Origin of the sequence: Sphaerochaeta halotolerans, assembly GCF_003429665.1 — a bacterium.
Lineage (GTDB): Bacteria > Spirochaetota > Spirochaetia > Sphaerochaetales > Sphaerochaetaceae > Sphaerochaeta > Sphaerochaeta halotolerans.
The window spans coordinates 151,090-176,710 of sequence record NZ_QUWK01000006.1 but is presented as its reverse complement, the minus strand read 5'-3'; the positions used below and the strand labels follow the sequence as shown (position 1 = coordinate 176,710).

At 47.8% G+C, this 25,621-nt stretch carries 24 protein-coding genes and 1 tRNA gene; 17 read left to right on the top strand and 8 right to left on the bottom strand.

From position 1 onward, the window contains the following. Positions 1–14: 14 nt before the first annotated feature. The gene (locus DYP60_RS07270; protein WP_117330266.1) at positions 15–1,175 is read right to left on the bottom strand and encodes a COG1470 family protein; all 1,161 of its coding nucleotides are present in this window, start codon (positions 1,173–1,175) and stop codon (positions 15–17) included. 339 nt (positions 1,176–1,514) lie between these two features. Further along, entirely contained in the window at positions 1,515–1,787 is a 273-nt protein-coding gene (locus DYP60_RS07265; RefSeq protein ID WP_133299310.1) for a hypothetical protein, read from the bottom strand. A gap of 35 nt (positions 1,788–1,822) precedes the next feature. On the opposite strand from DYP60_RS07265, the gene DYP60_RS07260 reads away from it, so the two are divergent. Further along, positions 1,823–2,644, top strand: coding sequence for a Fic family protein (locus DYP60_RS07260; protein ID WP_117330262.1), 822 nt, complete (start codon positions 1,823–1,825; stop codon positions 2,642–2,644). A gap of 70 nt (positions 2,645–2,714) precedes the next feature. Here DYP60_RS07260 and DYP60_RS07255 read toward each other — a convergent pair whose 3' ends face one another. Both DYP60_RS07255 and DYP60_RS07250 read right to left on the bottom strand, forming a co-directional pair. Continuing rightward, complete coding sequence (locus tag DYP60_RS07255; RefSeq protein WP_240622841.1) at positions 2,715–4,916, bottom strand: heavy metal translocating P-type ATPase; 2,202 nt, start codon at positions 4,914–4,916, stop codon at positions 2,715–2,717. Continuing rightward, positions 4,913–5,119 (bottom strand): heavy-metal-associated domain-containing protein, encoded by a 207-nt coding sequence (locus DYP60_RS07250; protein ID WP_117330260.1) that lies wholly within the window; start codon positions 5,117–5,119, stop codon positions 4,913–4,915. Before DYP60_RS07250 ends, DYP60_RS07255 begins: the two co-directional genes overlap by 4 nt. A 99-nt stretch (positions 5,120–5,218) precedes the next feature. Here DYP60_RS07250 and DYP60_RS07245 point away from each other — a divergent pair. Then, positions 5,219–5,290 (top strand) — tRNA-Val (locus DYP60_RS07245). A 186-nt stretch (positions 5,291–5,476) separates the two neighbouring features. Here DYP60_RS07245 and DYP60_RS07240 read toward each other — a convergent pair. Next, a complete protein-coding gene (locus tag DYP60_RS07240; RefSeq protein WP_117330258.1) occupies positions 5,477–5,755 on the bottom strand; it encodes a metal-sensitive transcriptional regulator in 279 nt (92 codons plus the stop codon). A 205-nt stretch (positions 5,756–5,960) separates the two neighbouring features. Between DYP60_RS07240 and DYP60_RS07235 the strand changes: the two genes are divergently transcribed. The 4 genes from DYP60_RS07235 (at position 5,961) to DYP60_RS07220 (ending at position 9,512) form a co-directional block, all read left to right on the top strand. Then, entirely contained in the window at positions 5,961–6,335 is a 375-nt protein-coding gene (locus tag DYP60_RS07235; RefSeq protein ID WP_117330256.1) for a peroxiredoxin family protein, read from the top strand. Positions 6,336–6,461: 126 nt separating this feature from the next. Continuing rightward, positions 6,462–6,851: a YegP family protein gene (locus DYP60_RS07230; RefSeq protein ID WP_117330255.1), complete on the top strand. Its 390-nt coding sequence runs from the start codon at positions 6,462–6,464 to the stop codon at positions 6,849–6,851. Positions 6,852–6,967: 116 nt separating this feature from the next. Further along, positions 6,968–8,008, top strand: coding sequence for an FAD:protein FMN transferase (locus tag DYP60_RS07225; protein ID WP_117330253.1), 1,041 nt, complete (start codon positions 6,968–6,970; stop codon positions 8,006–8,008). Positions 8,009–8,267: 259 nt separating this feature from the next. Beyond that, entirely contained in the window at positions 8,268–9,512 is a 1,245-nt protein-coding gene (locus DYP60_RS07220) for a diaminopropionate ammonia-lyase (protein WP_117330251.1), read from the top strand. Here DYP60_RS07220 and DYP60_RS13975 read toward each other — a convergent pair. The 3 genes from DYP60_RS13975 to kamA all read right to left on the bottom strand — a co-directional run bounded on the left by DYP60_RS13975 (position 9,446) and on the right by kamA (position 12,078). After that, entirely contained in the window at positions 9,446–9,679 is a 234-nt protein-coding gene (locus DYP60_RS13975; protein ID WP_133299309.1) for a hypothetical protein, read from the bottom strand. The genes DYP60_RS07220 and DYP60_RS13975 overlap by 67 nt on opposite strands. 226 nt (positions 9,680–9,905) lie before the next feature. Further along, positions 9,906–10,745, bottom strand: a complete 840-nt coding sequence (gene ablB / locus DYP60_RS07215; RefSeq protein WP_202384411.1) for a putative beta-lysine N-acetyltransferase — start codon at positions 10,743–10,745, stop codon at positions 9,906–9,908. After that, positions 10,738–12,078, bottom strand: a complete 1,341-nt coding sequence (gene kamA / locus DYP60_RS07210; RefSeq protein WP_117330249.1) for a lysine 2,3-aminomutase — start codon at positions 12,076–12,078, stop codon at positions 10,738–10,740. Before kamA ends, ablB begins: the two co-directional genes overlap by 8 nt. Positions 12,079–12,518: 440 nt before the next feature. Between kamA and DYP60_RS07205 the strand changes: the two genes are divergently transcribed. The 11 genes from DYP60_RS07205 to DYP60_RS07155 all read left to right on the top strand — a co-directional run bounded on the left by DYP60_RS07205 (position 12,519) and on the right by DYP60_RS07155 (position 25,580). Beyond that, on the top strand, positions 12,519–15,599 hold the full coding sequence (locus DYP60_RS07205) for a bifunctional FdrA/YlbE family protein (protein ID WP_117330247.1): 3,081 nt from the start codon (positions 12,519–12,521) through the stop codon (positions 15,597–15,599). A gap of 54 nt (positions 15,600–15,653) precedes the next feature. Then, complete coding sequence (locus tag DYP60_RS07200) at positions 15,654–16,523, top strand: cyclase family protein (RefSeq protein WP_117330245.1); 870 nt, start codon at positions 15,654–15,656, stop codon at positions 16,521–16,523. Positions 16,524–16,555: 32 nt separating this feature from the next. After that, positions 16,556–17,242 (top strand): hypothetical protein, encoded by a 687-nt coding sequence (locus DYP60_RS07195; RefSeq protein WP_117330243.1) that lies wholly within the window; start codon positions 16,556–16,558, stop codon positions 17,240–17,242. A 3-nt stretch (positions 17,243–17,245) separates the two neighbouring features. Further along, the gene (locus tag DYP60_RS07190) at positions 17,246–18,442 is read left to right on the top strand and encodes a thiolase C-terminal domain-containing protein (RefSeq protein WP_117330241.1); all 1,197 of its coding nucleotides are present in this window, start codon (positions 17,246–17,248) and stop codon (positions 18,440–18,442) included. Between the two features lie 12 nt (positions 18,443–18,454). Beyond that, positions 18,455–18,844, top strand: coding sequence for a Zn-ribbon domain-containing OB-fold protein (locus DYP60_RS07185; protein WP_117330239.1), 390 nt, complete (start codon positions 18,455–18,457; stop codon positions 18,842–18,844). Positions 18,845–18,864: 20 nt separating this feature from the next. Beyond that, positions 18,865–19,533: a GntR family transcriptional regulator gene (locus DYP60_RS07180; protein ID WP_117330237.1), complete on the top strand. Its 669-nt coding sequence runs from the start codon at positions 18,865–18,867 to the stop codon at positions 19,531–19,533. Continuing rightward, positions 19,514–20,467, top strand: a complete 954-nt coding sequence (locus DYP60_RS07175) for an oxamate carbamoyltransferase subunit AllH family protein (protein ID WP_165849530.1) — start codon at positions 19,514–19,516, stop codon at positions 20,465–20,467. Before DYP60_RS07180 ends, DYP60_RS07175 begins: the two co-directional genes overlap by 20 nt. Next, complete coding sequence (locus DYP60_RS07170; RefSeq protein ID WP_117330234.1) at positions 20,464–21,282, top strand: FAD binding domain-containing protein; 819 nt, start codon at positions 20,464–20,466, stop codon at positions 21,280–21,282. Before DYP60_RS07175 ends, DYP60_RS07170 begins: the two co-directional genes overlap by 4 nt. Continuing rightward, on the top strand, positions 21,279–21,773 hold the full coding sequence (locus DYP60_RS07165) for a (2Fe-2S)-binding protein (protein WP_117330232.1): 495 nt from the start codon (positions 21,279–21,281) through the stop codon (positions 21,771–21,773). Before DYP60_RS07170 ends, DYP60_RS07165 begins: the two co-directional genes overlap by 4 nt. After that, positions 21,757–24,213: a xanthine dehydrogenase family protein molybdopterin-binding subunit gene (locus DYP60_RS07160; RefSeq protein WP_117330230.1), complete on the top strand. Its 2,457-nt coding sequence runs from the start codon at positions 21,757–21,759 to the stop codon at positions 24,211–24,213. The genes DYP60_RS07165 and DYP60_RS07160 overlap by 17 nt, the downstream gene beginning before the upstream one ends. A 113-nt stretch (positions 24,214–24,326) precedes the next feature. Next, entirely contained in the window at positions 24,327–25,580 is a 1,254-nt protein-coding gene (locus DYP60_RS07155) for a uracil-xanthine permease family protein (protein ID WP_117330228.1), read from the top strand. The last annotated feature ends 41 nt before the right edge of the window (positions 25,581–25,621 follow it).

Genomic DNA, 25,621 nt, shown 5'->3' with positions numbered 1-25,621 from the left:
GGTTTAACCTCCTGTTACCGTCGTCCGAATTTCTTCACTGCAAATACCAACAGTACGGCTGCTGCTGCTATGATACCTACTGAGACAATGCCCCACAGGGAAGAAGTTCGAACGGTAATCCTGAATTTCTCTGATATATTGCCTGCATTTTTGCTGTTTGCCCGTAGAGTGAGGCTATAGTCTCCAGTAAGTGCTTCACTCGATGGTTTTACTGTGGCTTTCACAGTAACTTTTTCTCCAGCTGGGAGAGATTCCACTACAGATGGCTCATAAGAAACGGTCCAGTTGGAGGGTGTGTAGGAGGAGAGTTCAATGTGGGTAGCCTCTGCACTGCCACTATTTTCCAGCTCCAGATCCAGGACTTTTTCCTTCCCTGCAACAGCGCTTGCGCTGAGCAGTCCTCCCTGTCCGGTGAGGCTAAGTTTTGCCTGTCCTTGTACCTCTAGGGTGACGGGTACAGAAGCCTCTGCTCCAGAGGATCGAGCAGTGATGGTTATTGGATAGTTACCCTCTGCGATACCAGAAGAAGGGGAGACTGTAACCTGGATGGTTTTCGACGAGCCTGCATTCAGGGAGAGGGTATTCAGTGTCTTCGACCCATACTGTTCCTTGAAGGATGCAGAGAAACCTTGGGGAACATCAGCATAGAGGTCAATGAGTGTTTCGGCTGCACTGTTGTTTCTCAACGTAACATTGAACGTGAAATCAGAAGAGGGATCTCCCTTTATGATTGGAAGTTCTGTATCCAATGCAAGTCTTTGCGGGAGCTTTCTTCCCATGGTGATGGTAAGTGGCAGGGTGAAGGATGCATCTTCTTCTCCCTTTGCATGTACAGAGAAGTTATAGGTGGCTTCTTTACCCGTTGCCTCTGGAATAACCCAAAGCTGAACATTTGATGTTGACTCAGGTTCAGCAAAGACAGCATTGACCAGACCTCCACCACCGACGAATTGGTATTCCCATCCTGAAGGTAACCCTGTCAATGAGAGATTGACTCGCTGGGGAGCAAGGTTGTAGTTCTTCACTTTAAGGTCAAAGGTAATCATGTCAGTGGAGCTGACATTCAGGGAAGGATAGTTGGTAGATATTGAAAGTCCTTCGTAGTCAGCAAAGAGTGGCATGACTACAACCATGAAGATAAGAAGCAAACCAAACATCCGATTGTTCCGTTTCATGATACATATTCCTCCGCATTATTTGGTGAATGATCTAATTCTAATGGGAGGAATAAAAACAAAACCAGAAATCGTCAAGTTTGAGTCATCTTCAAATATCTTTACAAATTCAAATTATTGTCACACAAAGATGAGATTCTTCACATTCCTTAAACAGAAAGTTCAAAGAATCTTACCAGATATTTCAAAATATATTTGTATTGCTACATGGCATTCAAAGAGAACAAAAAATCTTCAAGAACTGTTAAAGAATTCTTGAAGATTTTCCATAAATTGAAAAACTTGCTAATGAGTTGAGGTCCATCTTCTAGCATCTGCTCATTACATTTTTCAATAGATTTAGTTGAAATCAGGATTAGGATAGAAGCTGAAGGATTTGCCGTCTAGAATCCCTTCGCCTTCACAAGAGAATGATACTTGATCTGTGCTAGCATTGTAATCAAAGGTGATGACTATATCATAGAATATCTCCGTAACATCGCCGTTGTAGGTATATTGGCCAGTCAGAACGTTGTTTGCTACCTCATAATTCTCTTCGTCAAGGTAACACATTTCATAAGTGCTAGAGTTGTCTCCAGGAATTGCTTTTCCCAACTGTGTTGCTATCTGCATATGGTATACTGGGCACAACACAAGGAGTTTATCGTATGCAATCAGAACGTATCTATGATAAAGCAGTTCTTCTCTGGAAAAGCTTTGCAATACAAACCCCAGCATCTTTGAACCAGCACCTTGATAACTTTAGGATCTTGTTTGCATATCACTCTGCAAAGATTGAGAATGATGCAATCTCCTACAATGATACCCATGAGATATTTCATAATAACAAGGTAAGCTCATTTACTGGTGATCCTCGCACTCTGTTTGAGCAACAGAACCAAAAGACCTGTTATGAATTTCTTTTACCAAAGATATGTGGGAAAGAGCCTATTACTATGGCTCTGGTTAAGGAAATTCATGCAATTCTTACTGCCGGGACGTATGATGAGAGACGTTATCTTGAAAAGGAGGAACGTCCTGGAGAGTTCAAGAAACATGATTACGTTACAGGGTTGCTTGAGGTTGGTTCATCACCAGAAGATGTGCCTCATGATATTGCTCTCCTGCTGACAGAGATGCAAGATCTATCAGAAAGAAAAGCGATACAACCAGAAATACTTCTCAAAGCCGCAACCTACTTTCATGCACGTTTTGAGTATATCCATCCTTTTGCAGATGGGAACGGACGAGTAGGCCGAACACTGCTTAACTACTTTCTCATGAGTAATGACCATCCTCCACTTATCGTTTACGAAGAGGATCGTTCACTGTACTTCGATGGATTACGCTCCTATGACAGGCAGGAAGACCTTGAACCACTGTACACATTTTTCCTTTCTGCTGTTGAAAAGACATGGAAGCAGAAAATAGAGAGATCTCTAGGTGGTAACAGGAAGCAAGAAAGAGCGAAGTTGGAGGAGTTGCTTTAAGGGTGGAATAAATTTCGTAGAAGAAAGCACAGGAACCCTCTACACTGAAGGTTCCTGTATCTCTATGTTTCTACTTAAACCTATTCAACCTCAATGCATTCAACACCACACTGACACTGGACATCGACATGGCAAATGCTGCAAACATCGGACTGAGCCCAGGACCTCCGAAGATGGTAAGAACACCAGCTGCAAGTGGAATGCCCAGGGTGTTGTAGAAGAACGCCCAGAACAGGTTCTGGTGGATATTCCTCATCGTTGCCCTTGAAAGCTGGAACGACTTGGTGACATCCTTCAGGTTATTCCTGACGAGAACCACATCTGCAGTCTCCCTGGCAACATCGGTGGCACTACCAACTGCAATACCAACATCAGCCTTGGCAAGGGCAGGGGCGTCGTTGATGCCATCCCCGACCATGGCTACCTTACCTTGGTTTGCAAGCTCAGTAATTGCCGCCTCTTTCTGCCCCGGAAGTTGCTCAGCCTTATAGGAATCCACTCCCGTAAGCTTTGCAATCGCCTTAGCAGTGCGCTCATTGTCTCCAGTCAGCATAATGGTCTTCAGTCCAGCTTCACGCAAGGTCTTTACTGCTTGCACAGTCTCCGGACGCAGGGTATCGGCAACAGCAATGATACCCATCAAGGTTTTCTCCTTAGCCACTAGCAGGGGAGTCTTCCCTTGGTCGCTCAGTTGCGTAAGTTGTGCCTCTGTTTTGTCTGTGATGGTAATCCCATTTTCCTTCATGAGCGCCACATTCCCGATACGAACCATTGCTCCATCAATGGTTCCCTGGATCCCACTGCCAACCAAGGCCTTGAAGTCCTGGGTTTCCAGGAGTGTGGTCTTTCTCTCCTTTGCTGCTTCCACCACAGCATGGGAGAGGGGATGTTCACTGCTGCTCTCCACACTGGCCGCCAGTTGCATCAGTAGAGCAGGGTCTTCTCCAAGAACATCAGTTACCTTGGGTTTGCCTTCGGTTAACGTACCAGTCTTGTCGAAGATTACCGTCCCTACATCCTTCAGCTGTTCAATAGCTGCAGCATGGCGGAACAGAATTCCGAGCTTTGCTCCCTTTCCTGTAGAGACCATGATGGCAATTGGGGTAGCAAGACCCAAACTACAAGGACAGGCAATGACCAACACACTTACCGCCCGCATGATGGCAATGTCGAATGGAGTGCCAGAGAGCATCCATGCGATGAAAGTCACGACAGAGATGCCCATGACGATTGGAACGAAAATGCCAGAGATCTTGTCAGCAACACGAGCGATAGGGGCCTTTGAACCTTGGGCATCCTGTACCAAGGTGATGATAGCAGCCAATGCAGTGTCAGCGCCGACCTTTGTTGCCCTGTACTGGAGTGTGCCGGTTGTATTCAACGTAGCTGCATACACCTCACTCCCTAGGATTTTTTCCACGGGAAGGCTTTCACCAGTCAAGAGAGATTCATCGATGGATGAACTGCCGGAAAGAACTACACCATCCACAGGAAGCTTCTCTCCCGGTTTTACCAGAATGATGTCATCGATCTGTACCTCATCAGCACTGATGACAACCTGATTGCCATCTCTCAAGACCGTAGCAGTGGACGGAGCAAGCTCCATCAACTTTCTGATGGCTTCCCCCGTCTTTCCCTTGCTACGATGCTCAAGGTAGCGACCCAGCATCACAAGCGTGATGATGATACCAACTCCCTCAAAGTAGAGATGATTGTAGGCGGCCATCTGGTTTCCCATGAATATCTGAGAGACTCCCCAAAGGCTGTAGAGGAAACTCGCCGAGGTGCCAAGAGCTACCAGGCTATCCATATTGGGTTCCCGCTTTACCAATGTTGAGAACCCCTTGGTAAAGAACGCCGATCCAGCCACCATGGTGCCGAGGGCCAGTACCATCTGGAGCAATGCATTGGTCAGTACGGAGAAGGGAAGTCTGAGGCCGAGCATCGGTCCCATGGCGATGGCCAGCAGGAAGACGCTGAGTACAGCCGAGATTGTAAGGCGTTTTCCCAGTGCTTTCAGTTCCTTCTGCTTCTCCACATCCTTCTGTTTTGCATCGAGCTTGTCGACAACAGAATACCCAATCCTGGAGACTGCCTTCTTGATCCCCTCGAGTCCAAGTGCATCCTCGTCAAAGGAAATGGTAGCGGTCTCGGTGGCAAGATTGACCTGGGCCCTCTCCACACCATCCAGCTTGTTGAGCGTGCGCTCAACAGCGGAGGAGCAGGAAGCACATGTCATCCCACCGATTCCTACCTGTATCTCTTTTTTCATGCTTCTACCACCTCGAATCCTATCTCACCAATTAAGCTTTTGGCTTCGCTGATGGTCTCATCACGCTTATGCTTAATCACAACCTTTCCGCTCTTTGCGTCAGCCTTGGCAGATGTAACATCTTCTATCTGTTGCAATGCGTTCACCATTCTGGTTTCACATCCATTACAGTGCATTCCCTTGGTCAGGATAATTGTTTTCATAATTGTATACTCCTATCATCCCCTATTGGAGGGGGAAATTTTCTCATTACCACTAGACAGACCACGGTTTTTCCGCTACTATCCCTTTTGTACTTACACGGGCGGTTAACTCAGCGGGAGAGTGCCACGTTGACATCGTGGAAGTCGCCAGTTCAATCCTGGCATCGCCCATAGGCAAGCAGTCATATCGATTGCTTGCTTTTTCATTCCCCAACGGAGCGAGAGGAAAGGAATCAGCATGATGGTTCCTCTTCCGAGCGAGTGCCGGGAAAGCAAGGTGAGATACCCCGTCCCTTGGGGCGGAAAAGGAGGCAACGCCTCTTGAGTCCAGGGCTTGCCCTGAGGTATTGATACCTTTCATTGCCTGCGAAACTTTGCAATTACATCCATCAACTCATTGATCTTTTGCTTTTGCTCAGCCTCTTCATTGCTTCTCATTGCATCAGCTACACAGGTGTTCAGGTGGTTCTCCATCACCATGTCCTCAACCTTTTTCAAGGCCGAGATTACCGCTGAAAGCTGTAGCAGAATATCAACACAGTACCGCTCTTCCTGTACCATGTTCCTGATCCCTTTTACCTGCCCCTCGATTCTCGCAAGCCGCGGGTCGAGCTTTGTCTTGATTTCCTGTATCATATCTATCTTATATACCCCAGTAGGGTATAATGTCAAGTAGGTAGAGGTAGGAAATACATCGCCGTTAAAGTCTCAGAAGAACATTTCATTGATTCTTTCTGATGTATACCCCCACCTAGTATGATGATTAGGCTTGTGTTCATTGTTGACTTGAGTTTTCTTTCATCCTTGGTCTCTTGTTAGTCTGACGTTACCTACCGAACCTATGAACTCCTATGGAAAGATCGTACAAAGTGCCCATGACCGGCAGGGCAATCCTGTTGCCGTGGACTCGGAGTATCTTCTGATCTACTATGCGGCCGATTGGTGTCCGTATTGTGTAGAGTATGCAGAAGAACTGAAAGAGCAATACAACCAGTATAAGCGGATGTATGGTAATAGACTGGAAATCATCTTTGCAGGTCACGTCAATGACCAGTCAAATGAGAACTTGCTTGCCTTCCTGGACCAAGGTTCCTATTCGTTCCCTTACATCCTATCCTCTTCAAATGGTGCATCCAAAAAGGCCTATCTTAGAGATCGCCCTCTGTATGCACTGCAGACCTTGCTGAGTATCGATTGTGCTGTTTGCACACAGTAACATGTCCCTGATTGCACCATAAAAACAAGACATAATCATTTTCATTGCTGGTAGATAGTATCCACTTCTTGCTTTTTACTCTGTTACCTTCCTATACTGAAAGCACCACTAAAGAAGGAGCGGCCTATGCCAGGAAGATTCATCATTACCAAAACCCCCAAAGGTTTCTATCGGTTCAGCCTACAGGCTGCAAACTACCAGACGGTACTTACCAGCAAGAACTACTCAAGCCTTGTTACCTGCCGGGAGGGTGTGGAGACAATCAAGAAGAATGCACTTTCTCCAATTGAGGACCAGACGTTGCAGAAGCCAGGTCCATCACTCAAGTATCCCAAATATGAGGTGTACTTTGACAGTGCGGGAAAATATCGATATCGGCTTTTGGCCTCAAACGGCTTGAACATTGCTATGGCTGAAGACGGATATGCAACAAAAGCAGGTTGTCTGAACGGAATTGAGTCCATCAGTAGGGCAGCAGTGGATGCCCAGGTGGATGAGAGTGCTCTCCAGAACTGAATCTTGCAATAGACCATGAAATCAACAGGTCGTCTGGTCTGCATACAACGATCTGTTGGTTGTTGTGTTTAGGCGTTGAAACTTCCTGTTGTTTTTACCATAATGCCTAGCTGTATATGAAACACCGAACACCGTTGCTCTCAATAGTGCTTATAGGGATCGTATTGCTGCTTGTCTCTTGCGACAGAACTGCATCCGAACCAGAGTCACAGAGTTTCCTCATGCTTGGAACCGTATGTAAAATCACCATATATGATCACCCAAGCGAGGAAGCATTCTCTACTGCCTTTGCACGGATCAGGGAGATAGAGGACCATATGAGCCTCCATACAAACTCCAGTGAGATTGCTTTGGTGAACGCCAATGCAGGAAAGGAATCAGTGAAAGTCTCCCCCGATACCTTTGCAGTAATTGAAAAAGCTTTGGAAATAGCACGCCTGAGTGGGGGAGCCTTCGACCCCACCATCGCCCCACTGGTGCAAGCCTGGGATATTGGAGGAGAGAATGCAAGACGCCCACCTGATGAAGAGATTGCCTCCTTGCTCCCCTTGGTTGACTACACCAAGGTCCACCTTAATCGAGAGAAGCGGGAGGTCTATCTACCCATAAAGGGCATGGCCTTGGACCTAGGCGGTATTGCCAAAGGATATGCTGCTGACGAGGTGAAGCAGATACTCCTGGACCATGGGGTTGAACAAGCCATTGTTAATCTTGGGGGAAATGTCCTGACGCTGGGAAGGAAGCCTGATGGATCCCTCTGGAAAATCGGGATTCAGGATCCAGATGAAGGAAGAGGTGCCTACGTGATGATTGTGGAGCTGGATGATACTTCTTTGGTCACCAGTGGGCCCTATGAACGATTCCTGGAACTTGATGGGAAGACCTACCACCACATCCTGGACACCAAAACCGGATTCCCAGTGGAGAGTGATTTTACCAGCGTAAGTATCATCACCCAAAGTTCATTCCTTGCAGATGCCCTTTCCACCAGCGTGTATGCGTTGGGGTATGAGAAAGGTTTGGATTTGATCAACAGTCTTGAGGGAGTCAGTGCTGTGTTCTTTACGAATGACAAGGAAGTGATACTCAGTGAAAAAGCAACTGAAGGAAACCTTGTGTACTCGCTTACAGATGAGACGTATCACATAAAAGAGTAGGGTCTAACCCTTGTGGAACCAGCTAAGCTGTCCCTACAATGTCCGTATGATGTATTCAGCATACCATGCGACCAAAACCTTCCAGAGGAAAGTACCTGTAAGGATGGTTTGTCACGGATGCAATGATGAAACAATCATGAACTTAATCTATTTAGGATTAATTGGTCATATAAGCAATGAGTACTTGAATAATTGCTGATATTAGTAGTTTAATTAGAATAATTGAAGTATATAAGTAATTACCATATTGGAGGATGATATGACCGGTACACATCAGGAAATATCGTACATAGTTCGTGAGCCCCACCAGAAGAATACAAAGCTTGCTGAGGAACTCTTTTCCATGAAACAAGCCCAGTGCTCCCGACGATTCCACAGGCAGATCCCTGGCTATAGGATGAGCCCCCTTCAAGGCTTGCCCAATCTGGCGGCGATGTTCGGTGTAGGCGGAATCTGGACCAAGGATGAGTCCAGCCGTTTGCAGTTGAACAGCTTCAAAGTATTGGGTGGTTCATTTGCCCTGTACCGATATCTCCAGAAACTGCTTGGTCTTTCCGGTTCTGACACCTCCTTTGAGTACCTTGCCAGTCAGGAAGTCAAGGACAAGGTTGGTGATCTTACCTTCGCCAGTGCCACTGACGGTAATCATGGAAGAGGTATCGCTTGGGCGGCAAAACGCCTGGGCTTCAAATGTGTCATCTATGTTCACTCTGAAACCAGTGTTCGTCGTATCGATGCAATCAAGAGCAATGGAGCAAAGGTAGTAATCGTGGATGGAAACTACGATGACGCTGTTCGTCAGGTTGCTGCTGATGCAGAGAAGCATGGTTGGATCATCATCAGTGACACCAGCTGGGACAACTACACCGAGATTCCCACATGGATTATGCAAGGATACCTTACTTTGCTGGCAGAAACCCAGGAGCAGTTCTCCGGGGTTGGCATTGTGAAGCCGACCCATCTTTTCATCCAGGCTGGTGTTGGTGCCTTGGCAGCCTCAGTGATCGGGTTCTATCATGCGCTCTTTGGCCAGGATGCCCCGAAATGCATCGTTGTCGAGCCGGATAAGGCTTCCTGTATCTATGAGAGTGCCTTGGCTGGAGATGGGAAGCCTCACTCTGTTGGAGGATCCCTCGATACCATCATGGCCGGCCTTGCTTGCGGAGACCCGAGCCCCCTCGCATGGGAAATCCTCAACGAGGATGCTGATGCCTTCATCAAGGTGCCCGACTATATTGCTGCAAAGGGTATGAGAATGTATGCAACCCCGCTCAATGGCGACCCCCTCATCATCAGTGGGGAGAGTGGGGCAGTAACTCTTGGGGCATTTGCCTCCATCATGCAGTATCCTGGTCTCAAGGAGTTGAAGGAAGCACTGGGCTTGGATAAGGAGAGCCAGGTGCTCTTCATTAACACAGAAGGGAATACCGATCCCATTCACTTCCGCCAGATTATCTGGGAGGGTGCCAATCCAGTTCCCAAGGAGTACTGGCATAATCTGTAGAAATACAATTGATTCCCCAGCGGAGCGAGAGGAAAGGAATCAGCAGGAAGGTTCCTCTCTGGAGCGAGTGCCGGGAAAGCAAGGTGAGATACCCCGTCCCTTGGGGCGGAAAAGGAGGCAACGCCTCCTGAGTCCAGGGCTTGCCCTGGGGTATTGATACCTTTCATTACCAGTAAGAGAAGCCGTCGTATTCACGACGGCTTCTTCCATAACTCGCTTGTACTAGTTCGTCAATCCTCTTCATAAAGCAGGTCGAATGACTCACTCTTTGGAGGAAATGCTTTGCTGAAAATCACCAGGCTCACCAGCAACCCGGGAATACTGTTGTTCTCCCCCGGCATTGATGCTAGAAAATATTGTTTGGCAAGTAGGCGGCACCCATGCTGAACATAATCAAACCAAGCTTTTATACCACACATTCATACTCTCGATATTACCTGCAATGTTGGTATTGTTGTGTAATCTGCCACCATAGGCGTAGCCAGCCTTGGCAAAGGTGATGTTCATCCCAGGTGAGATTGCCCTCGCTATGGTATAGGCGGTGAGGATGCCTCTTTTTTTGAGCTCCTCTTCCAGAAAGGCAAGGAGTAGGAGAGCATATCCATTCCCTCTTTTCTCGGGCAAGGTCGCAAAATCCGTCATTTCAGAATAGCGTGTATCTTCCTTGAAACTGCACTCACCTGAAGCCAGCGCAACCAACGCACCATCCTCTTCGATTCCCGCATAGACCGTGCCTTCGTCCATGGTCTTCATGATGAATGAAGGGTCGTCGATGGGGAAGGGGTAGGAGTCAAACACCTTGGCATAGAGTTTTGCCATTGATGCAGCATCTTGCTTCGAACACAAACGAACAGTGTCTTCCTGTCTTGCCATTGCATGGTTTGTCGAAAAAGCCAACCTCTGAACTCTTTCATACTCAGAGGCTAGAACCTCATCCTGGCGTTTCTCATCGAGAAACTTTCCCAAGAAGAGACCTTCCTCCTGCCCATGGAACAGCTTGCCTGCAGTTGCCTCAACCAGGAACCCAGCTTCCAGAAAGGGAGCGGAAACTGAACGGGGAATCTTGGTAAAGATCTTCCCATAGCCTCTCTCGTTCGCCAAATCCAACAATTTGGGAACGAGAAGAGAAGCATCAGCAGAACCAATGTCCATCAAGTAAACCCGGTCATTGCTTCTGCCATGCTGGACAATCGCTCCATCCAAGCGCACCATTGTATCGTTTGTATCAACCATGCTTAGCGCTCCTGGCTGCATTTGCCTCGGCATACGCCTCGCTTATATTTACATGACCCTCTGGCGTCAAGGAGTAGCTATCGTCATAGTCAGCCAAAAGTTTCTCAATACCATGAGCCTTGAACTCATCAGAGTCATTCAGTTTCAACTCAAGTGTGCATTTCTCACAATTACGATCGCACATCACGGATGTGTAGCTGTCCGGTTCCCTGTAGGTGGTGATAACACCCTCGAAGTTGCGGAGAATCACCTTGTTTGTGGACCAGGAGAGAATATAGTTGGGCATGATGGGAATCTTTCCACCGCCGCCTGGGGCATCTATCACATAGGTGGGAACACAGAAGCCACTGGTATGGCCTCTAAGGCTTTCCATGATCTCTATACCCTTGCCAACTGAGGTCCTGAAGTGGGTGAGCCCTTCGGAGAGGTCACACTGGTAGAGGTAGTAGGGACGTACTCTGCTATAGGTCAGTTTCTGAACAAGTTTCTTCATGATACGGGGACAGTCATTCACATCATTGAGCAGGACGGATTGGTTGCCCATGGGGATTCCTGCGTCAGCGAGCATTTCCACTGCCTTGCGCGAGGATTTGGTAAGCTCGCGAGGGTGGTTGAACTGGGTGTTGATCCACAGTGGATGATACTTCTTCAGCATATTCACCAGTTTCTCGTCCACCCGGTAGGGGAGTACCACAGGAATTCTTGTTCCGATCCTAATGATTTCCACATGGGGTATTGCCCTCAGCTCTGAGAGAATCCATTCGAGATATGCGTCTGGGAGCATGAAGGGATCTCCACCACTGAGCAGGACATCGCGAACCTGCGGGGTGTCCCTGATATAATCAAGGCCTGCCTTGATCTGTTCACGGTTAGGAATATTGTCCACATCCCCGACCTTGCGCTTCCTGGTACAGTGACGGCAATACATTGCACACGTGTTGCTGATCAAGAAGAGCACACGGTCCGGATAGCGGTGGGTGATGCCAGTTACAGGGCTGTCTGCATCCTCATGCAAGGGATCTTCCATATCGTACTCAGCAATATTCAATTCCCGTACATCTGGGAACGACTGCTTGAAAATGGGATCATTTTCTACATTATCAGTGTCAATGAGTGAGAGGTAGTAGGGTGTGATGGCCATTGGGAATTTGGCAATGGTTGCCTCAATGTCCTTCCGTTTCGCTTCAGGGAACGTGTAGTCAAGCAGTTTCTCAAACGTTGCAACGTCCTTGATGCAATGCTTCAGCTGCCACTTCCAGTCGCGCCAGCGTTCTCTGCTGACATCTGTATCGAAACGGTCTACTATCTGCTGTTCTGAATCTGTAAATTGCATGGGTTTTTCCTGTACGGTTTTCTTCCGGTGGTATCTCCAAAGGCAAAGAATCCCCTTGGCACACAGAAGGTCTGTGGTCGAATGATTGCTTCAATCAATAGGCAATTATTCTTTTTTCTGAATAAACATATTATAACATGGTTTTAACATTACTGCAAGTAAACGACAAAAACATATATAAATATGGTGCATTAATCCTCCGTTAGGTACGAAATTTAAAGCAAGTTGTATCGATGGAAACTTCCTTGGAGGCCTGTTTTTTCCTCCAAGAAGAATGGCTAAGATCCTTCAGGAAAGCAAAGGTATCCTAGAGAGAAAAAGTCAGGTAAGTATAAAAATAATTCATTGTGGATACATATATTCATTGACATGTATACAATGTTGTATATAATTATGACTGTAGAAAAAAGGACAGAACATTCATTCGGAGGCAATCCAATATGAAAAGGGTGGTTATACGAAAAGATGTGTATGTCGACTCTGTATTCCTCATGCTCATGAGCAAAGAATTACAGGAAAGACCCGAAATAGAAACAGCGACAGTTGCCATGGGTACTGCCGTGAATGTAGAGCTCCTCATCGATCAGGGGTTTTCAGAAAAGGAACTCTCCAGTGCAACGCCGATGGACCTCCTGATAGCTTTGGATTGCACAGATGAGGATGATCTTGATGCAATGGAGTCTTATGCTTTTTCACTTCTGGAAAGGAAAGCAGCTCCGGATGCAGCAGACAAAACCGTTGAACAACCCAAAACCATACAAGCGGCATGCCAGCAGTATCCCGACCGTAATATTGCCATCATTTCACTGCCTGGCCAATATGCGGCATATGAAGCGAGAAAAGCACTGAAAAACAACCTCCATGTCATGTTGTTCTCCGACAACGTTTCACTAGAAGATGAAATTGCCCTTAAGAAAATGGCATGGGAAAAAGGGCTCCTCCTTATGGGACCGGATTGCGGTACCGCGATAATTGCCGGCAAACCGCTCTGTTTTGCCAATGTGGTTGCGCAGGGACCTGTTGGCATTGTTGCCGCATCAGGTACAGGATTGCAGGAAGTCTCGAGCTTGCTCGATCGGTACGGGTCAGGGGTAAGCCACGCCATTGGTACAGGGGGACGTGATTTGAAAAACCCATCCGTCGCTGGCCTGACCATGCGAATGGGGATAGCTGCTCTGGGGAAAGACAAGGAAACAAGCGTAATTGTGGTCATTTCAAAGCCCCCAGCAAAGGAAGTCATCGATGATGTAATCATGGCATTGCATGAGAGTGGGAAACCAGCAGTGGTTCATTTCATAGGATCTGACGAGGCAGAATTCATGCTTCCTGAGCGTATCAGGTGGGCACACAATCTGGAGGAGACTGCAAGGCTGGCAAGTACATTGGCTGGAAGTCCTGTAGCACCAAAGGAGTATCATGATGCCTGGCCTTTTGATTTGGATCATAAAAGTATCGATGCAATCGTGGAACGGGAATTGAAGGGGATGCGTCCTGATCAGCAGTTTCTCAGAGGATACTACACAGGAGGTACTCTGGCAGATGAAACCTGGTTAGCTTTGCATGGGCCGATGGGAGGTATCTGGTCGAACAACCAGACGGATCCGAACTTCATCCCACCTGACCCCCATATCTCGGTACAACACACAATCATTGATCTGGGGGATGATGTTTTTACCGTTGGTCGCCCTCATCCCATGATTGATCCAAGTACTAGAACAGAACGTATAGAAGCTGAAATTTCCGATGGGAGTATCGCAGTTGTATTGGTGGATTGTGTCCTTGGCTATGGTTCACATGACAATCCGGCTGGAGCAATGGTCTCCTCGCTGGTTCGTGCCAAGGAAGAAGCCAAGAAACGGGGTGGGTATCTCTCTGTCATTGCTTCGGTTACCGGAACAGAAAAAGACCCGCAGCACTACGAGAGGCAAAGAGCCATTCTCGAGGAGGCGGGCATCATTGTCATGCCTTCAAACTATCAGGCTGCCATGTTGGCGCTTCGCATGCTTGCAAAGAAACAGGGTTTTGAACTGCCGGAGAGTCAGAAATTGAACCCCAGGGATGTGCAACCTATACCATCGAATACTCACCCCTTGTCTTCACCCACCATCCCTGATACCGAGAAGATCCTTGCATTGTTTGAAGACGGTCCGATTGCTGTAAATCTTGGACTGGAGGCGTTCTCCCAGAATTTGGAGAACTCAGTCCATCTCGATTGGAGACCACCTGCTGGTGGGGATGTACAAGCCATCAGAGCACTGGAAATGCTCTCTGGAATGACCACAATCGATGTTGAAGAAGCAAATCGAAAGGCTGTGGAACGTCTCATGCAGGGGAAACCCATGCTTGAGGGGATTGGTATTGCTCGGGATGTAGTTCCCGGCATGCATGATAATCTGGTGTTGCATGCGGGGCCTCCTGTTAGCTGGAGCCGTATGTGTGGTCCTATGCGTGGAGCTGTCATCGGTGCACTTATGTATGAGGGCAAGGCTCACAATCCAGAGGAGGCAGAACAGCTTGCAGCTTCCGGGAAGATACAATTTGAGCCATGCCACCATCATGCCTGTGTTGGGCCCATGGCTGGTATCATGACTGCAAGTATGCCGGTCTGGATCATCAAGAATGAAATATTTGGAAACTACGCATTTGCTACCCTGAATGAAGGACTGGGAAAAGTGTTGCGCTATGGGGCATTTTCCGAGGAGGTCCTTAGTCGTTTGCATTGGATGGCAAGTGAGTTGGCCCCTATTTTGCACAAAGCAATACAGAGACATGGGGCAATTGATTTGCGTGGAATCATTGTACAAGCATTACAGATGGGGGATGAATGCCATAATAGGAACAGGGCTGGGACATCACTGATGATTCGAGAACTTGCCTCTGATCTCGTGCTACTGGATGAAGATCCTGAAGCCATAGCAAGAATACTCACTTTTATGCATGGCAATGACCATTTCTTCCTAAACTTGTCGATGCCCGCTGCAAAAAGTGCACTTGATCCAGCTGTGGGTATTCCTGGAAGTACGATGATAACTGCCATGGCTCGCAATGGTACTGAATTTGGTATCCAAATCTCTGGATTGCCAGGCCGTTGGTTTACCGGTCCTGCGGGGATGGTGGATGGGTTGTATCTTCCCGGATTTTCCGCTGAGGACAGTGCTCCCGATATTGGCGATTCGGTCATAACAGAGACCTCTGGAATCGGTGGATTTGCCATGGCTGCTGCTCCTGCAATAGTTAAATTCGTCGGAGGAACCCCAGCTGATGCGATAGCCTTCACAAAGCGGATGTACGGAATAACACTGGCTGAACACAGCCATTACAAGATTCCTGCTTTGGACTTCAGAGGAACCCCCACCGGTATTGATGTCCGCCTGGTTGTTGAGAGTGGGGTGCTTCCTGTCATCAATACTGGCATTGCCCACAAGAAACCTGGCGTTGGTATGGTTGGTGCAGGTTTGGTAAAACCCCCGGAGAACTGTTTCCGCGATGCGTTATTGGCCTGTGCTGAAGCATTTTCATGATGTTCTTACTGCCCGTGGATTGTCTTTCCATGGAAATTACATAGGAGGAAACAAATGAAAGTAATTGATTTGACTATTCCTTTGGGAATTGGAACACCACCATGGCCCACCTACATCCCATTGCAGGTGCAATATTTCAAACGTCTTGCACCCAACGGTGCCAATGGACAGGTAGTGACACACTCGAACCATGTCGGTACACATCTGGATGGTGAAATTCACTTCTATACCCCAGGAAAAGATATTGCTCAACTGGATATGGATTTCCTTGTGCACGAGGGTGCTATCGTTGATTTGTCAGATGTTTGCTCGGACTACGACATCTATACCTCCAAGATGGTGGAGGATCGTGTTGAAGTTCGAGAGGGAGATATTTTGCTCATCCATACCGGTTTCCATCATTATGGCTGGGACCAGCCGACCGGCAATGAAGTCAAATATATGATTCAACACCCTGGACCGGACAGGGAGTTCGCAGAATGGGCAAAAAAGAAGAAGCTTCGTTGGATTGGTGTCGATTGTGGCAGTGCAGACCATCCTATGAATACAAAGATTCGTGATTGGATGCCGAGGCAAGCCAAGGAATGTGATGCCCACTTCCAAAAGAAATATGGGAAGAAACTGGAAGAGGTTTTCTCAGACGACAAATATCAACTGATGCATATCGAGATGTTTGACCATGGTATCATCCATGCCGAATGTGTTGGAGGTGATATTGACCTCTTGTTGAACCAAAGGGCGGTCATCGGCTGTTATCCTTGGAGATTTGTCGATGGAGAGTCCTCCATTGCCAGGATTGTGGCCCATGTGGATGACGACAGGTATGAGCAACTCATGGCGAAAAAAGCGAAAGCCGAGTTGACCAGGTTTGGTGATATAGCCGGTGCAAGAAATGCATGGTTACACGAGGAAGCCCGTAGGTAGGAATACCAACAGGGTATTTGAAGGAGCAAAATATGGCTATGGATGCTATGGAACAAAAACTCAGGCCCCCTGAGATTCCCTTGAAGCCGTATCCACCCAAAGTGATTACATTGGCCTCTGGCGAAAAAATGGTGGTGCGCGAAGCAAAACGTGAGGAAGCAGGAGCCCTGCTTGGCACGATTTATCCTCTTTTGGGCGTTCCTGCAGACTTCTATGACATTGTTGCAGCGCGTATGTATTCAGAGATTCTGGGTTGGTTTCGATACCGGGTGGCAAATGAGTTTGTACTCGTGGGTACAATCAATGGGGTGATTGCAGGAATTGTAACCAGTAGGCATGTCACGCCCAAATTAGGCATGAGCTTGCATACGATGACCATCAAACGCGGGCTTAGGGTTGGAGCTCAATTGTTCGCAGCAAAAATGGAACATCACCTTGACATCCTTGGGGAGGAGGAGGTGTATATTGTTGCGGAGAGTCCCAATGGATTCAAGCGTTGGATGATCGAATATGAACTGGAAGACAGATCATCCCAATTCCCAGAAGTAAGGCATGAGCTGGGTGGAGTCCCCACTTATGTCCTTACACGCCCTTTATGGGAAGCAGTACGTGATGTGAAATGCACGGGAACCAGACCGGTTCTAGATGCGGATCTCAAAACATCAGCAAAACTCATTATGCCAAGCGAGTATCCGCAGATTCCGGGATTCAAGAGGTAAACCATGGCCAAAGTAGGTGTTGTAGGTATTGGTCACACGAAATTTGGAAATCTTTCAGAATTTGATCTTGGCGACATCATGGCGTATGCCGCCACAGATGCTTTGGAAGATGCCGGATTTCTCGAGAAGCGGAAGGAAATCGACCAGGTGATTGTCGGGAATATGGCTTCCGGGTTGTTCTGCCACCAAAGTGCAGTGGCATCATCGGTAATCAGCAAGATGGATATGGAGCCTGTTCCTGCCGAATTGGTGGAAAATGGCCCTGCTTCCGGGGCAAGTGCAATAAAGATTGGATACATGGCTGTAGCCTCAGGAATGGCAGATATTGTACTGGTCATTGCAGGAGAGGTCATGCGCAAGGTAACCGGCTGGACAGGTACCGAGTATGTTGCGACCATGCTTCATCCTCAAGCCGAGTATGACATGGGCCTCACGCTCCCTGGATTTGGGGGGATGTTCACCCGTATGTATATGGAAAAATACGGTTTGACAGAGAGAGACCTTGCACTGCTGGCAGTGAAGAACCATGCCAACGGGGCAAAGAACAAGTATGCACATATCCAGGCAGAGTGTACCATCGAGGCTATTGCAGATGGGCCGGAAGCCAATGTGGTGAATACGTATGTTGCCGAACCGTTGCGTATGTATTCCACCTGTCCGGTAAGTGATGGTGCAGCTGCGCTCCTGTTGGTGAATATGGATTCTCCCAAGGCAAAACTCTTTTCCAAGAAACCAATTCGGATAGCAGGTATTGCAAGCGCGACCGACACCCATTGCGTCCACAACCGAAAAGATCCACTTAAGCTCGATGCTGTACGTATTGCCGGGGAAAAGGCCTATGCAATGGCAGGGCTCACTCCTAAGGACATCTCATTTGCTGAATTGCACGATGCGTTCTCCATCCTCGAATTGGCTATCAGTGAGGAAGTAGGTTTCTTTGAGCGGGGAAAGAGTTTTCTTGCCGTTCGCAAGGGGGAAACCGAAATTGATGGACGATTGCCGATCAATACGTCCGGTGGGCTGAAATCGAAAGGTCATCCGGTTGGGGCGACAGGAGTCTCCCAGGCAGTTGAATTGGTTCGGCAACTACGAGGAGAAGCGGAAGAAGGCAGACAGGTTCGTGACCCAAAGTATGGTATGGCGGTCAACTTCGGTGGGTTTGGCAATAATGTCGTGGCAATGATATTTGCGAAAGAGTAGGGAGGTGACTTGATGATTGATTTCAGCATGTACGATTTCAAGGAACCGGAAATCATGGCCTATAAATGTGAGAAATGTGGTACGCTGTATTATCCAGCGCCGATGATTTGTGGGAAATGTCATTCCAGGAGAGATCCCGTGAGTGACGCGCATTGGGAAACCTTTGCCTTGAAAGGTCCCTGCACATTGTTGACCTGGACCCGGTTGTGGAACTTACCGGAGGGATACAACAAAAAATATTTACTGTTTGGCATCGTTCAGTTCGACAACGGGCTGCGTGCATCGGGGCGTCTGGAGACAGACAACCCGGTAACGGGAATGCCTCTGGTTGCCACAGTAGTTTCATCGGATGAGAGACCGGGGAAACCGGTGAACGTCTTTGTGTTTAAAGAGGCTGAGTAATCGAATGGGGGAGGATGCGAATGAGTAGCGATGCTCGCAGTTCTATTATCTACAACACCATTTCTACGCGAATTATAAACTGGTCGTATCCTCCTGGCTACAGACTGACAGAAGAGATGATCTGCTCTGAATTCAATGTAAGCAGATCTCCGGTGCGCGAGGCGTTAAACGCCTTGGTCTCTGAGAAACTTGTACTAAAGGAACAACACAAGGGATATTCGGTACGGAGAATTGATATCCAGGAAATCAATGAACTATATGATACTCGGGTGGTATTGGAGCTCGCCGTGGTCAAGGACATTTGCGAAAAAGGTTTGGATGAGACCATATATCATACATTAAAGAACGAATGGGAGGTGTTACTCTCTGATTTGCGAGCAGGGGCAGAACAGTCGGTGCAAGCAGATGAGCATTTCCATGCAGCCTTGGCGGATGCAGCCGGGAATCAGGTGATCAAACAATTCCTTCATGAAATCGATCTGAGAATCCACTTTGTCCGACTCAGTGATATCACTGACCAAGCACGGTTGAAACAAACATGTACCGACCATCTTGCGTTGCTGGAAGCATTGCACCAGAATGATTACGAAAGGGCTTCTGCTATCCTTACTCGCAATATTCTATGGGGAAAGGAAAAAGTTGACTCTGCCATCAAGGAGGCATTGTTTCATGCACACCAAATGGCATAGCTCCTGTTTGGGGATAGTAGAAAAAATCGGTTCTCAGTTCCCTCAGCCTCAAGTTATGCTGGTAGTGCACTCTACATATGCATCAACAATAAACCTACGGGATTCGTATGGTAGGCTCCACTCAATTGTAACGAAGGAAAATGCATTCCATCCTGCTTCACTCCTACTCAACGCTCCAGAGGGGGGTTTTCTCCTCAAGGCACGAGAGATTTGTGTTGGATCGATGGCTTGTGTGCATGAGGATGGCCTTTTCTTTGATTGCGGCCTATGGGTCTCATTTTTGGGAGCAAAACGGGTTCCTCCATCCGACGAGAGTGCTCCAAACGTCTCAGCCCTTCCTCAGGCCATCCTCCTGAGAAGAGAACTAATACTGGATTCTTTTCAAAAGAAGAAAAACACATCACTTCAGTATATACATACTACCCGATCAACAGAAATTGAACCTTTGTTTGCCCCTCGATTTTATGCAACCATAGAAGACCTCTCACACCATATCAGAAAGCAAGATATCTCCCAGTCAATAGAATCCATACAATCGTTAGTAGGGTTTGGACCGGGAAGCACTCCCTCCGGGGATGATTTCCTCTGTGGTTTGTTGCTCTCCTGGTGCATGTATCCTGACAAGGAATCTCCCTATCACCGGTTCACAATGGAACTAGTCACGCTCCTGAGCATGTTGCTCAAAGACCATAAACACATCACTACCGATATTTCAAGAATGTTCTTGTTGCTTGCATGCGATGGGCTGTTTTCCAGCAGCCTGCTTGTATTGGCACGGTCTTGGGATTCGCGGGAAGCAGATAACAGACAGTATAGGGAGGCCCTCACGGTGCTTTCCGAAGTTGGCCATAGTTCAGGGTTGGATGCAGCATATGGGATGGTCTATGGATTGGTCCAGACAACTCTCTGTGTTGCGAGAAAGGAGGTGTCATGATTCATCAATTCTCTTACATGGCTCCAACAGAGCTAGACGATTTGCTTGCACTGTTGGACACAACCAAAGGAGGCTTCAAGCTTCTTGCTGGTGGTACAGATCTGTTAGTGAACATCCGTAACGGTTTGCTAAAACCCGATCTGGTGATTGATGTGAAGCGAATCGCTGGAGCGGGGGCAATTACGTATGATGTTGAAAAAGGGCTGCAGTTGGGTTGGGCCACTACAATCAACGACATTATATCATCTACCGAGATTGCCAAGCACTATCCCCTGTTGCAGGCATGTGCATGCGATCTGGCCTCTTATCAAGTGAGAAATAGGGCAACCGTTGTGGGAAATATCGTCAATGCTTCACCCTGCTCGGATATGGCACCGGCATTGTTGTGTCTTGATGCAAGTATCCTGGTAGCTACCGCCACCACACGGAAAACGATTCCTATCCAAAAATTCTTTACTGGTGTGAAACAAACGGTCTTGCAACCACGTGAGATGGTGGTTGGGATCACCATTCCTAGTCATACCAAGGATTCCAAGGGAGTCTACCGGAAATTGAAACGGATTCAAGGACACGATCTCGGGATCGTAGGTGTGGCCGTAGCAATGGTTGAAGGACGCCTGCGGATTGCTGTGAGTTCTGCAGCACCGACACCGGTGATTACGGATGACCTGCCGCTCGATGTGTCGGCACCGGATGCATTGTACGCGGTTGAGCGTATCATCAATCCAATCAGTGATATCAGATGTACCAAGGAGTACAGACGATTCATGGTTTCGGAATTTACCAAGCGGCTTATCCAGGAGGTGCGGGCATGAAAATCCAAGTAACAGTCAATGGTATCGCATACGAAAAGGACGTAGCGGAACATAGGACATTGTTGCATTTCTTACGCGATGACTTGGGATTGACGGGTACCAAGGAGGGATGTGGCGCTGGAGAGTGTGGAGCATGCACCGTCTATTTCAACGGAAAGACCGTCAATTCCTGCATGGTGCTGGCTGTTGAAGCCAATGGGGGGACCATTGAAACCATTGAAGGGGAAGCACAGGATGGTGTCTTAAGTCGATTGCAGGATGCTTTTGACCGTCACCATGCAGTCCAATGTGGGTTTTGCACGGCAGGTATGATCATGAGTGCACGTGAACTGATCCACCATACACCGCATCCTACCGTTAAAGAGATACAGGATGGACTGGAAGGAAATTTCTGTAGGTGTACGGGATATGAGCAGATTATTGAAGCCATACTTGATGCCACTGGTGGGTATCGCGAGAAGGAGGAGTTGGTCTATGTACGAGAACAATGATCCAAAGACGCTTACCTATGTTGGAAAGAGTGCTTTGAGAAAGGATGTGGGCGATAAGCTGACCGGCAAGGCTATGTATGTAAGTGATATGAAACTGCCAGGCATGTTGTATGCGCAAGTGAAAAAAAGCCCGCATGCACGCGCAAGGATAGTGCACATTGACACCGCAAAGGCAGAAGCACTCCCTGGGGTGAGGGCTGTGCTTACCGGGGATGACCTTTCGTATCGAATTGGCTTGTACATCGTTGACAAGAATATCTTGGCCAAAGGAGAAGTACGCCATTACGGGGAAGCTGTTGCAGCAGTTGCCGCTACTTCCTTGGAAATCGCACGAAAGGCAGTAGACCTCATTGAGGTGGAATATGAAGTCATGCAACCAGTATTGAACCATATGGATGCCATGAAAGAGGATGCTGTGCTTGTCCACCCAGATTTGGGTTCCTATGAATATTTGGAGTCTTCATTTACTCCCGTGCCCAATACCAATATTGCCAATTGGACAAAATTGAGAAAAGGGGATGTTGAGAAAGGGTTCAAGGAGTCAGCATATATCGTGGAACGTGAGTACGATAACCCAAGTGTCCAGCATGTACCCATGGAAACGCATGTTGCAATTGTGCAATGGGGGCCCAGGGATACCGTCACCATTTGGACAAGTGCCCAATCTCCTTTTACCGTTCGCAATCTGTTTTGTCATACCTTCTCCCTGCCTCTTGGGAAGGTCCGGGTTATCGTTCCCGCAGTAGGGGGAGGGTTCGGGGGAAAAGCAGGTATCCACCTGGAACCGTTGGTTGCCTGTCTCTCCAGAAAAGCCGGAGGACTTCCTGTGAAATTCCAAGCAACAAGGGAAGAGGAATTCAGCCTGCTTCCATGCAGGAGTGCCTTGACCTATCGCATCAAGACCGGTGTTTCTCTAGAGGGAAAGATTCTTGCGCAGAAAATGGAAATGTTCTGGGATGCCGGCGCATATGCTGATTATGCGGTCAATGTCACCCGAGCATCCGGGTACAGTGCATCAGGGCCATACGAGATTCCCAATGCATGGGTGGATGCCTATACCGTATATACAAACAAACCCTATGGAACTGCATACCGGGGGTTCGGGCATGTCGAATTTCATTGGGGGGTGGAACGGCATATGGACCTGATTGCAAAAATCATCGGGATCGACCCCCTGGAGTTCAGGAAGAAGAATGCATTGAGACCAGGCTCAATTACACTCACCGGAGAAAAAATCACAGCGCATACGGGGAACGTCATTGCCTGTATGGATGCAGTTGCTAAATCAATTAAATATGGGAAACTGACTGCAGCAGAAAAGCGCCGTGAAGCTGAAACCGGAAAGAAAATCGGAAAAGGAATTGCATTGTTGCAGAAGGCACCCGCGATGCCCTCGAATACGGCAACCGCAGCGGTCATCAAAATGAACAGCGATGCTTCGGTGACTGTAAATATAGGGTTGACGGAGATAGGACAAGGCTCTACAACCGCTTTGGCACAAATTGTGGCAGAGCGACTTGGGTTCGACCTCGATAAGGTGTACGTCAAGTTGGAAAAGGATACCGAAAGCGATCCCTATGACTGGCAAACCGTTGCATCAAAGGGTCTTCTTATGTCAGGGAATGCCTGTATCCTTGCCTGTGAGGATATGCTGCGGAAGGGATACGCAGTAGCTTCCCACATTCTGAAGGCAGGTGTGGAGGATCTGGCACATGACGGTGAACGTATCTACGTCAAGCATGATGAGGAAAATTCAATTTCCTGGCAAAAGATTGCAGTCGGTTACGCGTATCCCGATGGGGAAAGCATAGGAGGTCCCTTGATTGGTGTCGGTAGCTATATCGCCCAGGGGCTTTCCAATCTGGACAAGCAGACAGGGCAAGGAAAACCCGCCCTTGATTGGACTTTTGGTGCCCATGGTATCATCTGTGAGGTCGATCCTGTAACCGGTGAGTATGCAGTGCGTAAGATAGCCTCAGCCTTCGATGTAGGAAAAGTTGTCAATCCTTCGTTGTTGCGTGGCCAGATTGTCGGAGGAATGTTGCAGGGATTGGGAACAGCGGTATGTGAAGGGTACATTTATGATGAAGCTGGCCACTTACTCAATCCTTCCTTTACTGACAACAAGATTCCTACGTCTAGGGATCTGCCGATGGAAATAGAGACCATCGCAGTCGAGAGCTCCCAGATCGATGGGCCTTATGGAGCCAGGGGAGTTGCCGAGCATCCCATGATTTCAGTTGCACCTGCGCTTGGAAATGCGATTCAATCTGCGGTCGATGCTGATTTACTGCATATGCCCATCCGAGCCGAGGATGTATGGAGGGCGATGCACAATCATCATCCAATTGACAATTGGATCACCAAGACGCCTACCGGCTCCTGTCGATCAGACCCTGCAGCCCGGCGACATACACCGGATGCGGCTATTTCACCATAAAGGAGGATAAGAGAATAAGGAATTTTGGTTTGCTTTGCAGAATTTTGGGAGCCATCGATTGAGGAGGTAACCCAGATTCATGCTGTTCATGAAACAAAAGAGGAGGTTATATTGTGGCAAGTAAAAATGTAGATGGAAAAACCATCATATTGGGATTACAACACACATTTGTCATGTTCGGTGCTACTGTATTGGTCCCGATTCTCACTGGATTGGACATTGGAGTGACCTTGTTCGCAGCAGGAATCGGAACCCTGCTGTTCCATGTTGTCACCAAATTCAAAGTTCCAGTATTCTTGGGGAGCTCCTTTGCTTTTATACCTGGACTGGTTGCTGTGGGCGCAAGCGAAGGCTTGCCCTATGCACTCGGTGGTATTTTCGTAGCTGGGTTGCTCTATATAGTGGTGGCCATCATATTCAAGTTTGTTAAATATGAGAACTTGCATAAGATTCTCCCACCACATGTCACCGGGCCCATGATTATTATGATAGGGCTTATCCTAGCTCCGGTTGCTATTCAAAATGCCAATGGAACGAATTCACCCGCTATTGCTGAAGCAATCGGTACGAATGGGTGCTGGCTTATTGCCTTGATTACATTTGCAATCGGCATTTTTGTGAAGATAGGATTCCCAAAATTTGGGTGGAAATTTGTATCCAACCTACCGGTATTGATTTCATTGATCTTGGGTTATTTGGTTTCTGTTATTATAGGTATCGTGGATTTCTCTGCAGTAAGTGATGCGGCGTGGATAGGTTTCCCTAAATTCACATTTCCGAAATTCTCGGTAAGTGCAATTACAATCATGGTACCAATAGCAATTGTTACCATGGTGGAGCACTTTGGTGATGTTTTGGCAATCGGGAATGTTGTAGGGAAAGATTTCATCAAGGACCCCGGCATTCATCGTACCTTGATTGGAGATGGGTTGGCTACCAGCTTATCCGCCCTTATTGGTGGACCTGCAAATACCACCTATTCAGAAAATACCGGTGCTGTTGCGCTCACAGGTGCATTCAATCCAATCGTGATGCGGATTGCCGCACTTTTTGCAATCTTGCTTTCGCTGGTTCCAAAATTTACTGCACTCATTGGAACCATTCCGGGACCAGTCATTGGAGGCATCTCAATCTTGCTCTTCGGAATGATCAGTTCCATAGGAATCAAGAACATGGTTGATGCAAAGGTCAACCTTTCCAATCCAAAGTTATTGATCATCAGTGCTTCAATGTTGGTATTGGGCCTTGGTGGTGCTACCTTCCAATTAGGAAAGGTAAACCTTTCCGGATTAGGCCTCGCAGCCATTTTCGGTGTGGTATTGAATCTAATCCTGCGCCCGAAAGACATAACCAAAGAGGAAGGTTGAGTGTAGAACGAGTGAATGACTGGTTCTGATGGGGTTATGAA

Excerpts from the sequence above, each read along its gene's own strand:
- DYP60_RS07170 (WP_117330234.1), top strand. The coding sequence starts at position 20,464 with ATGATTCATCAATTCTCTTACATGGCTCCAACAGAGCTAGACGATTTG.
- DYP60_RS07260 (WP_117330262.1), top strand. The coding sequence starts at position 1,823 with ATGCAATCAGAACGTATCTATGATAAAGCAGTTCTTCTCTGGAAAAGC.
- DYP60_RS07270 (WP_117330266.1), bottom strand. The coding sequence starts at position 1,175 with ATGAAACGGAACAATCGGATGTTTGGTTTGCTTCTTATCTTCATGGTT.
- DYP60_RS07240 (WP_117330258.1), bottom strand. The coding sequence starts at position 5,755 with ATGATACAGGAAATCAAGACAAAGCTCGACCCGCGGCTTGCGAGAATC.
- DYP60_RS13975 (WP_133299309.1), bottom strand. The coding sequence starts at position 9,679 with ATGAAAGGTATCAATACCCCAGGGCAAGCCCTGGACTCAGGAGGCGTT.
- kamA (WP_117330249.1), bottom strand. The coding sequence starts at position 12,078 with ATGCAATTTACAGATTCAGAACAGCAGATAGTAGACCGTTTCGATACA.
- DYP60_RS07235 (WP_117330256.1), top strand. The coding sequence starts at position 5,961 with ATGAACTCCTATGGAAAGATCGTACAAAGTGCCCATGACCGGCAGGGC.
- DYP60_RS07230 (WP_117330255.1), top strand. The coding sequence starts at position 6,462 with ATGCCAGGAAGATTCATCATTACCAAAACCCCCAAAGGTTTCTATCGG.
- DYP60_RS07220 (WP_117330251.1), top strand. The coding sequence starts at position 8,268 with ATGACCGGTACACATCAGGAAATATCGTACATAGTTCGTGAGCCCCAC.
- DYP60_RS07165 (WP_117330232.1), top strand. The coding sequence starts at position 21,279 with ATGAAAATCCAAGTAACAGTCAATGGTATCGCATACGAAAAGGACGTA.
- DYP60_RS07255 (WP_240622841.1), bottom strand. The coding sequence starts at position 4,916 with ATGAAAAAAGAGATACAGGTAGGAATCGGTGGGATGACATGTGCTTCC.
- DYP60_RS07180 (WP_117330237.1), top strand. The coding sequence starts at position 18,865 with ATGAGTAGCGATGCTCGCAGTTCTATTATCTACAACACCATTTCTACG.
- DYP60_RS07200 (WP_117330245.1), top strand. The coding sequence starts at position 15,654 with ATGAAAGTAATTGATTTGACTATTCCTTTGGGAATTGGAACACCACCA.
- DYP60_RS07205 (WP_117330247.1), top strand. The coding sequence starts at position 12,519 with ATGAAAAGGGTGGTTATACGAAAAGATGTGTATGTCGACTCTGTATTC.
- DYP60_RS07265 (WP_133299310.1), bottom strand. The coding sequence starts at position 1,787 with ATGCAGATAGCAACACAGTTGGGAAAAGCAATTCCTGGAGACAACTCT.
- DYP60_RS07190 (WP_117330241.1), top strand. The coding sequence starts at position 17,246 with ATGGCCAAAGTAGGTGTTGTAGGTATTGGTCACACGAAATTTGGAAAT.
- DYP60_RS07185 (WP_117330239.1), top strand. The coding sequence starts at position 18,455 with ATGATTGATTTCAGCATGTACGATTTCAAGGAACCGGAAATCATGGCC.
- DYP60_RS07175 (WP_165849530.1), top strand. The coding sequence starts at position 19,514 with ATGCACACCAAATGGCATAGCTCCTGTTTGGGGATAGTAGAAAAAATC.
- DYP60_RS07225 (WP_117330253.1), top strand. The coding sequence starts at position 6,968 with ATGAAACACCGAACACCGTTGCTCTCAATAGTGCTTATAGGGATCGTA.
- DYP60_RS07195 (WP_117330243.1), top strand. The coding sequence starts at position 16,556 with ATGGCTATGGATGCTATGGAACAAAAACTCAGGCCCCCTGAGATTCCC.
- ablB (WP_202384411.1), bottom strand. The coding sequence starts at position 10,745 with ATGGTTGATACAAACGATACAATGGTGCGCTTGGATGGAGCGATTGTC.
- DYP60_RS07160 (WP_117330230.1), top strand. The coding sequence starts at position 21,757 with ATGTACGAGAACAATGATCCAAAGACGCTTACCTATGTTGGAAAGAGT.
- DYP60_RS07250 (WP_117330260.1), bottom strand. The coding sequence starts at position 5,119 with ATGAAAACAATTATCCTGACCAAGGGAATGCACTGTAATGGATGTGAA.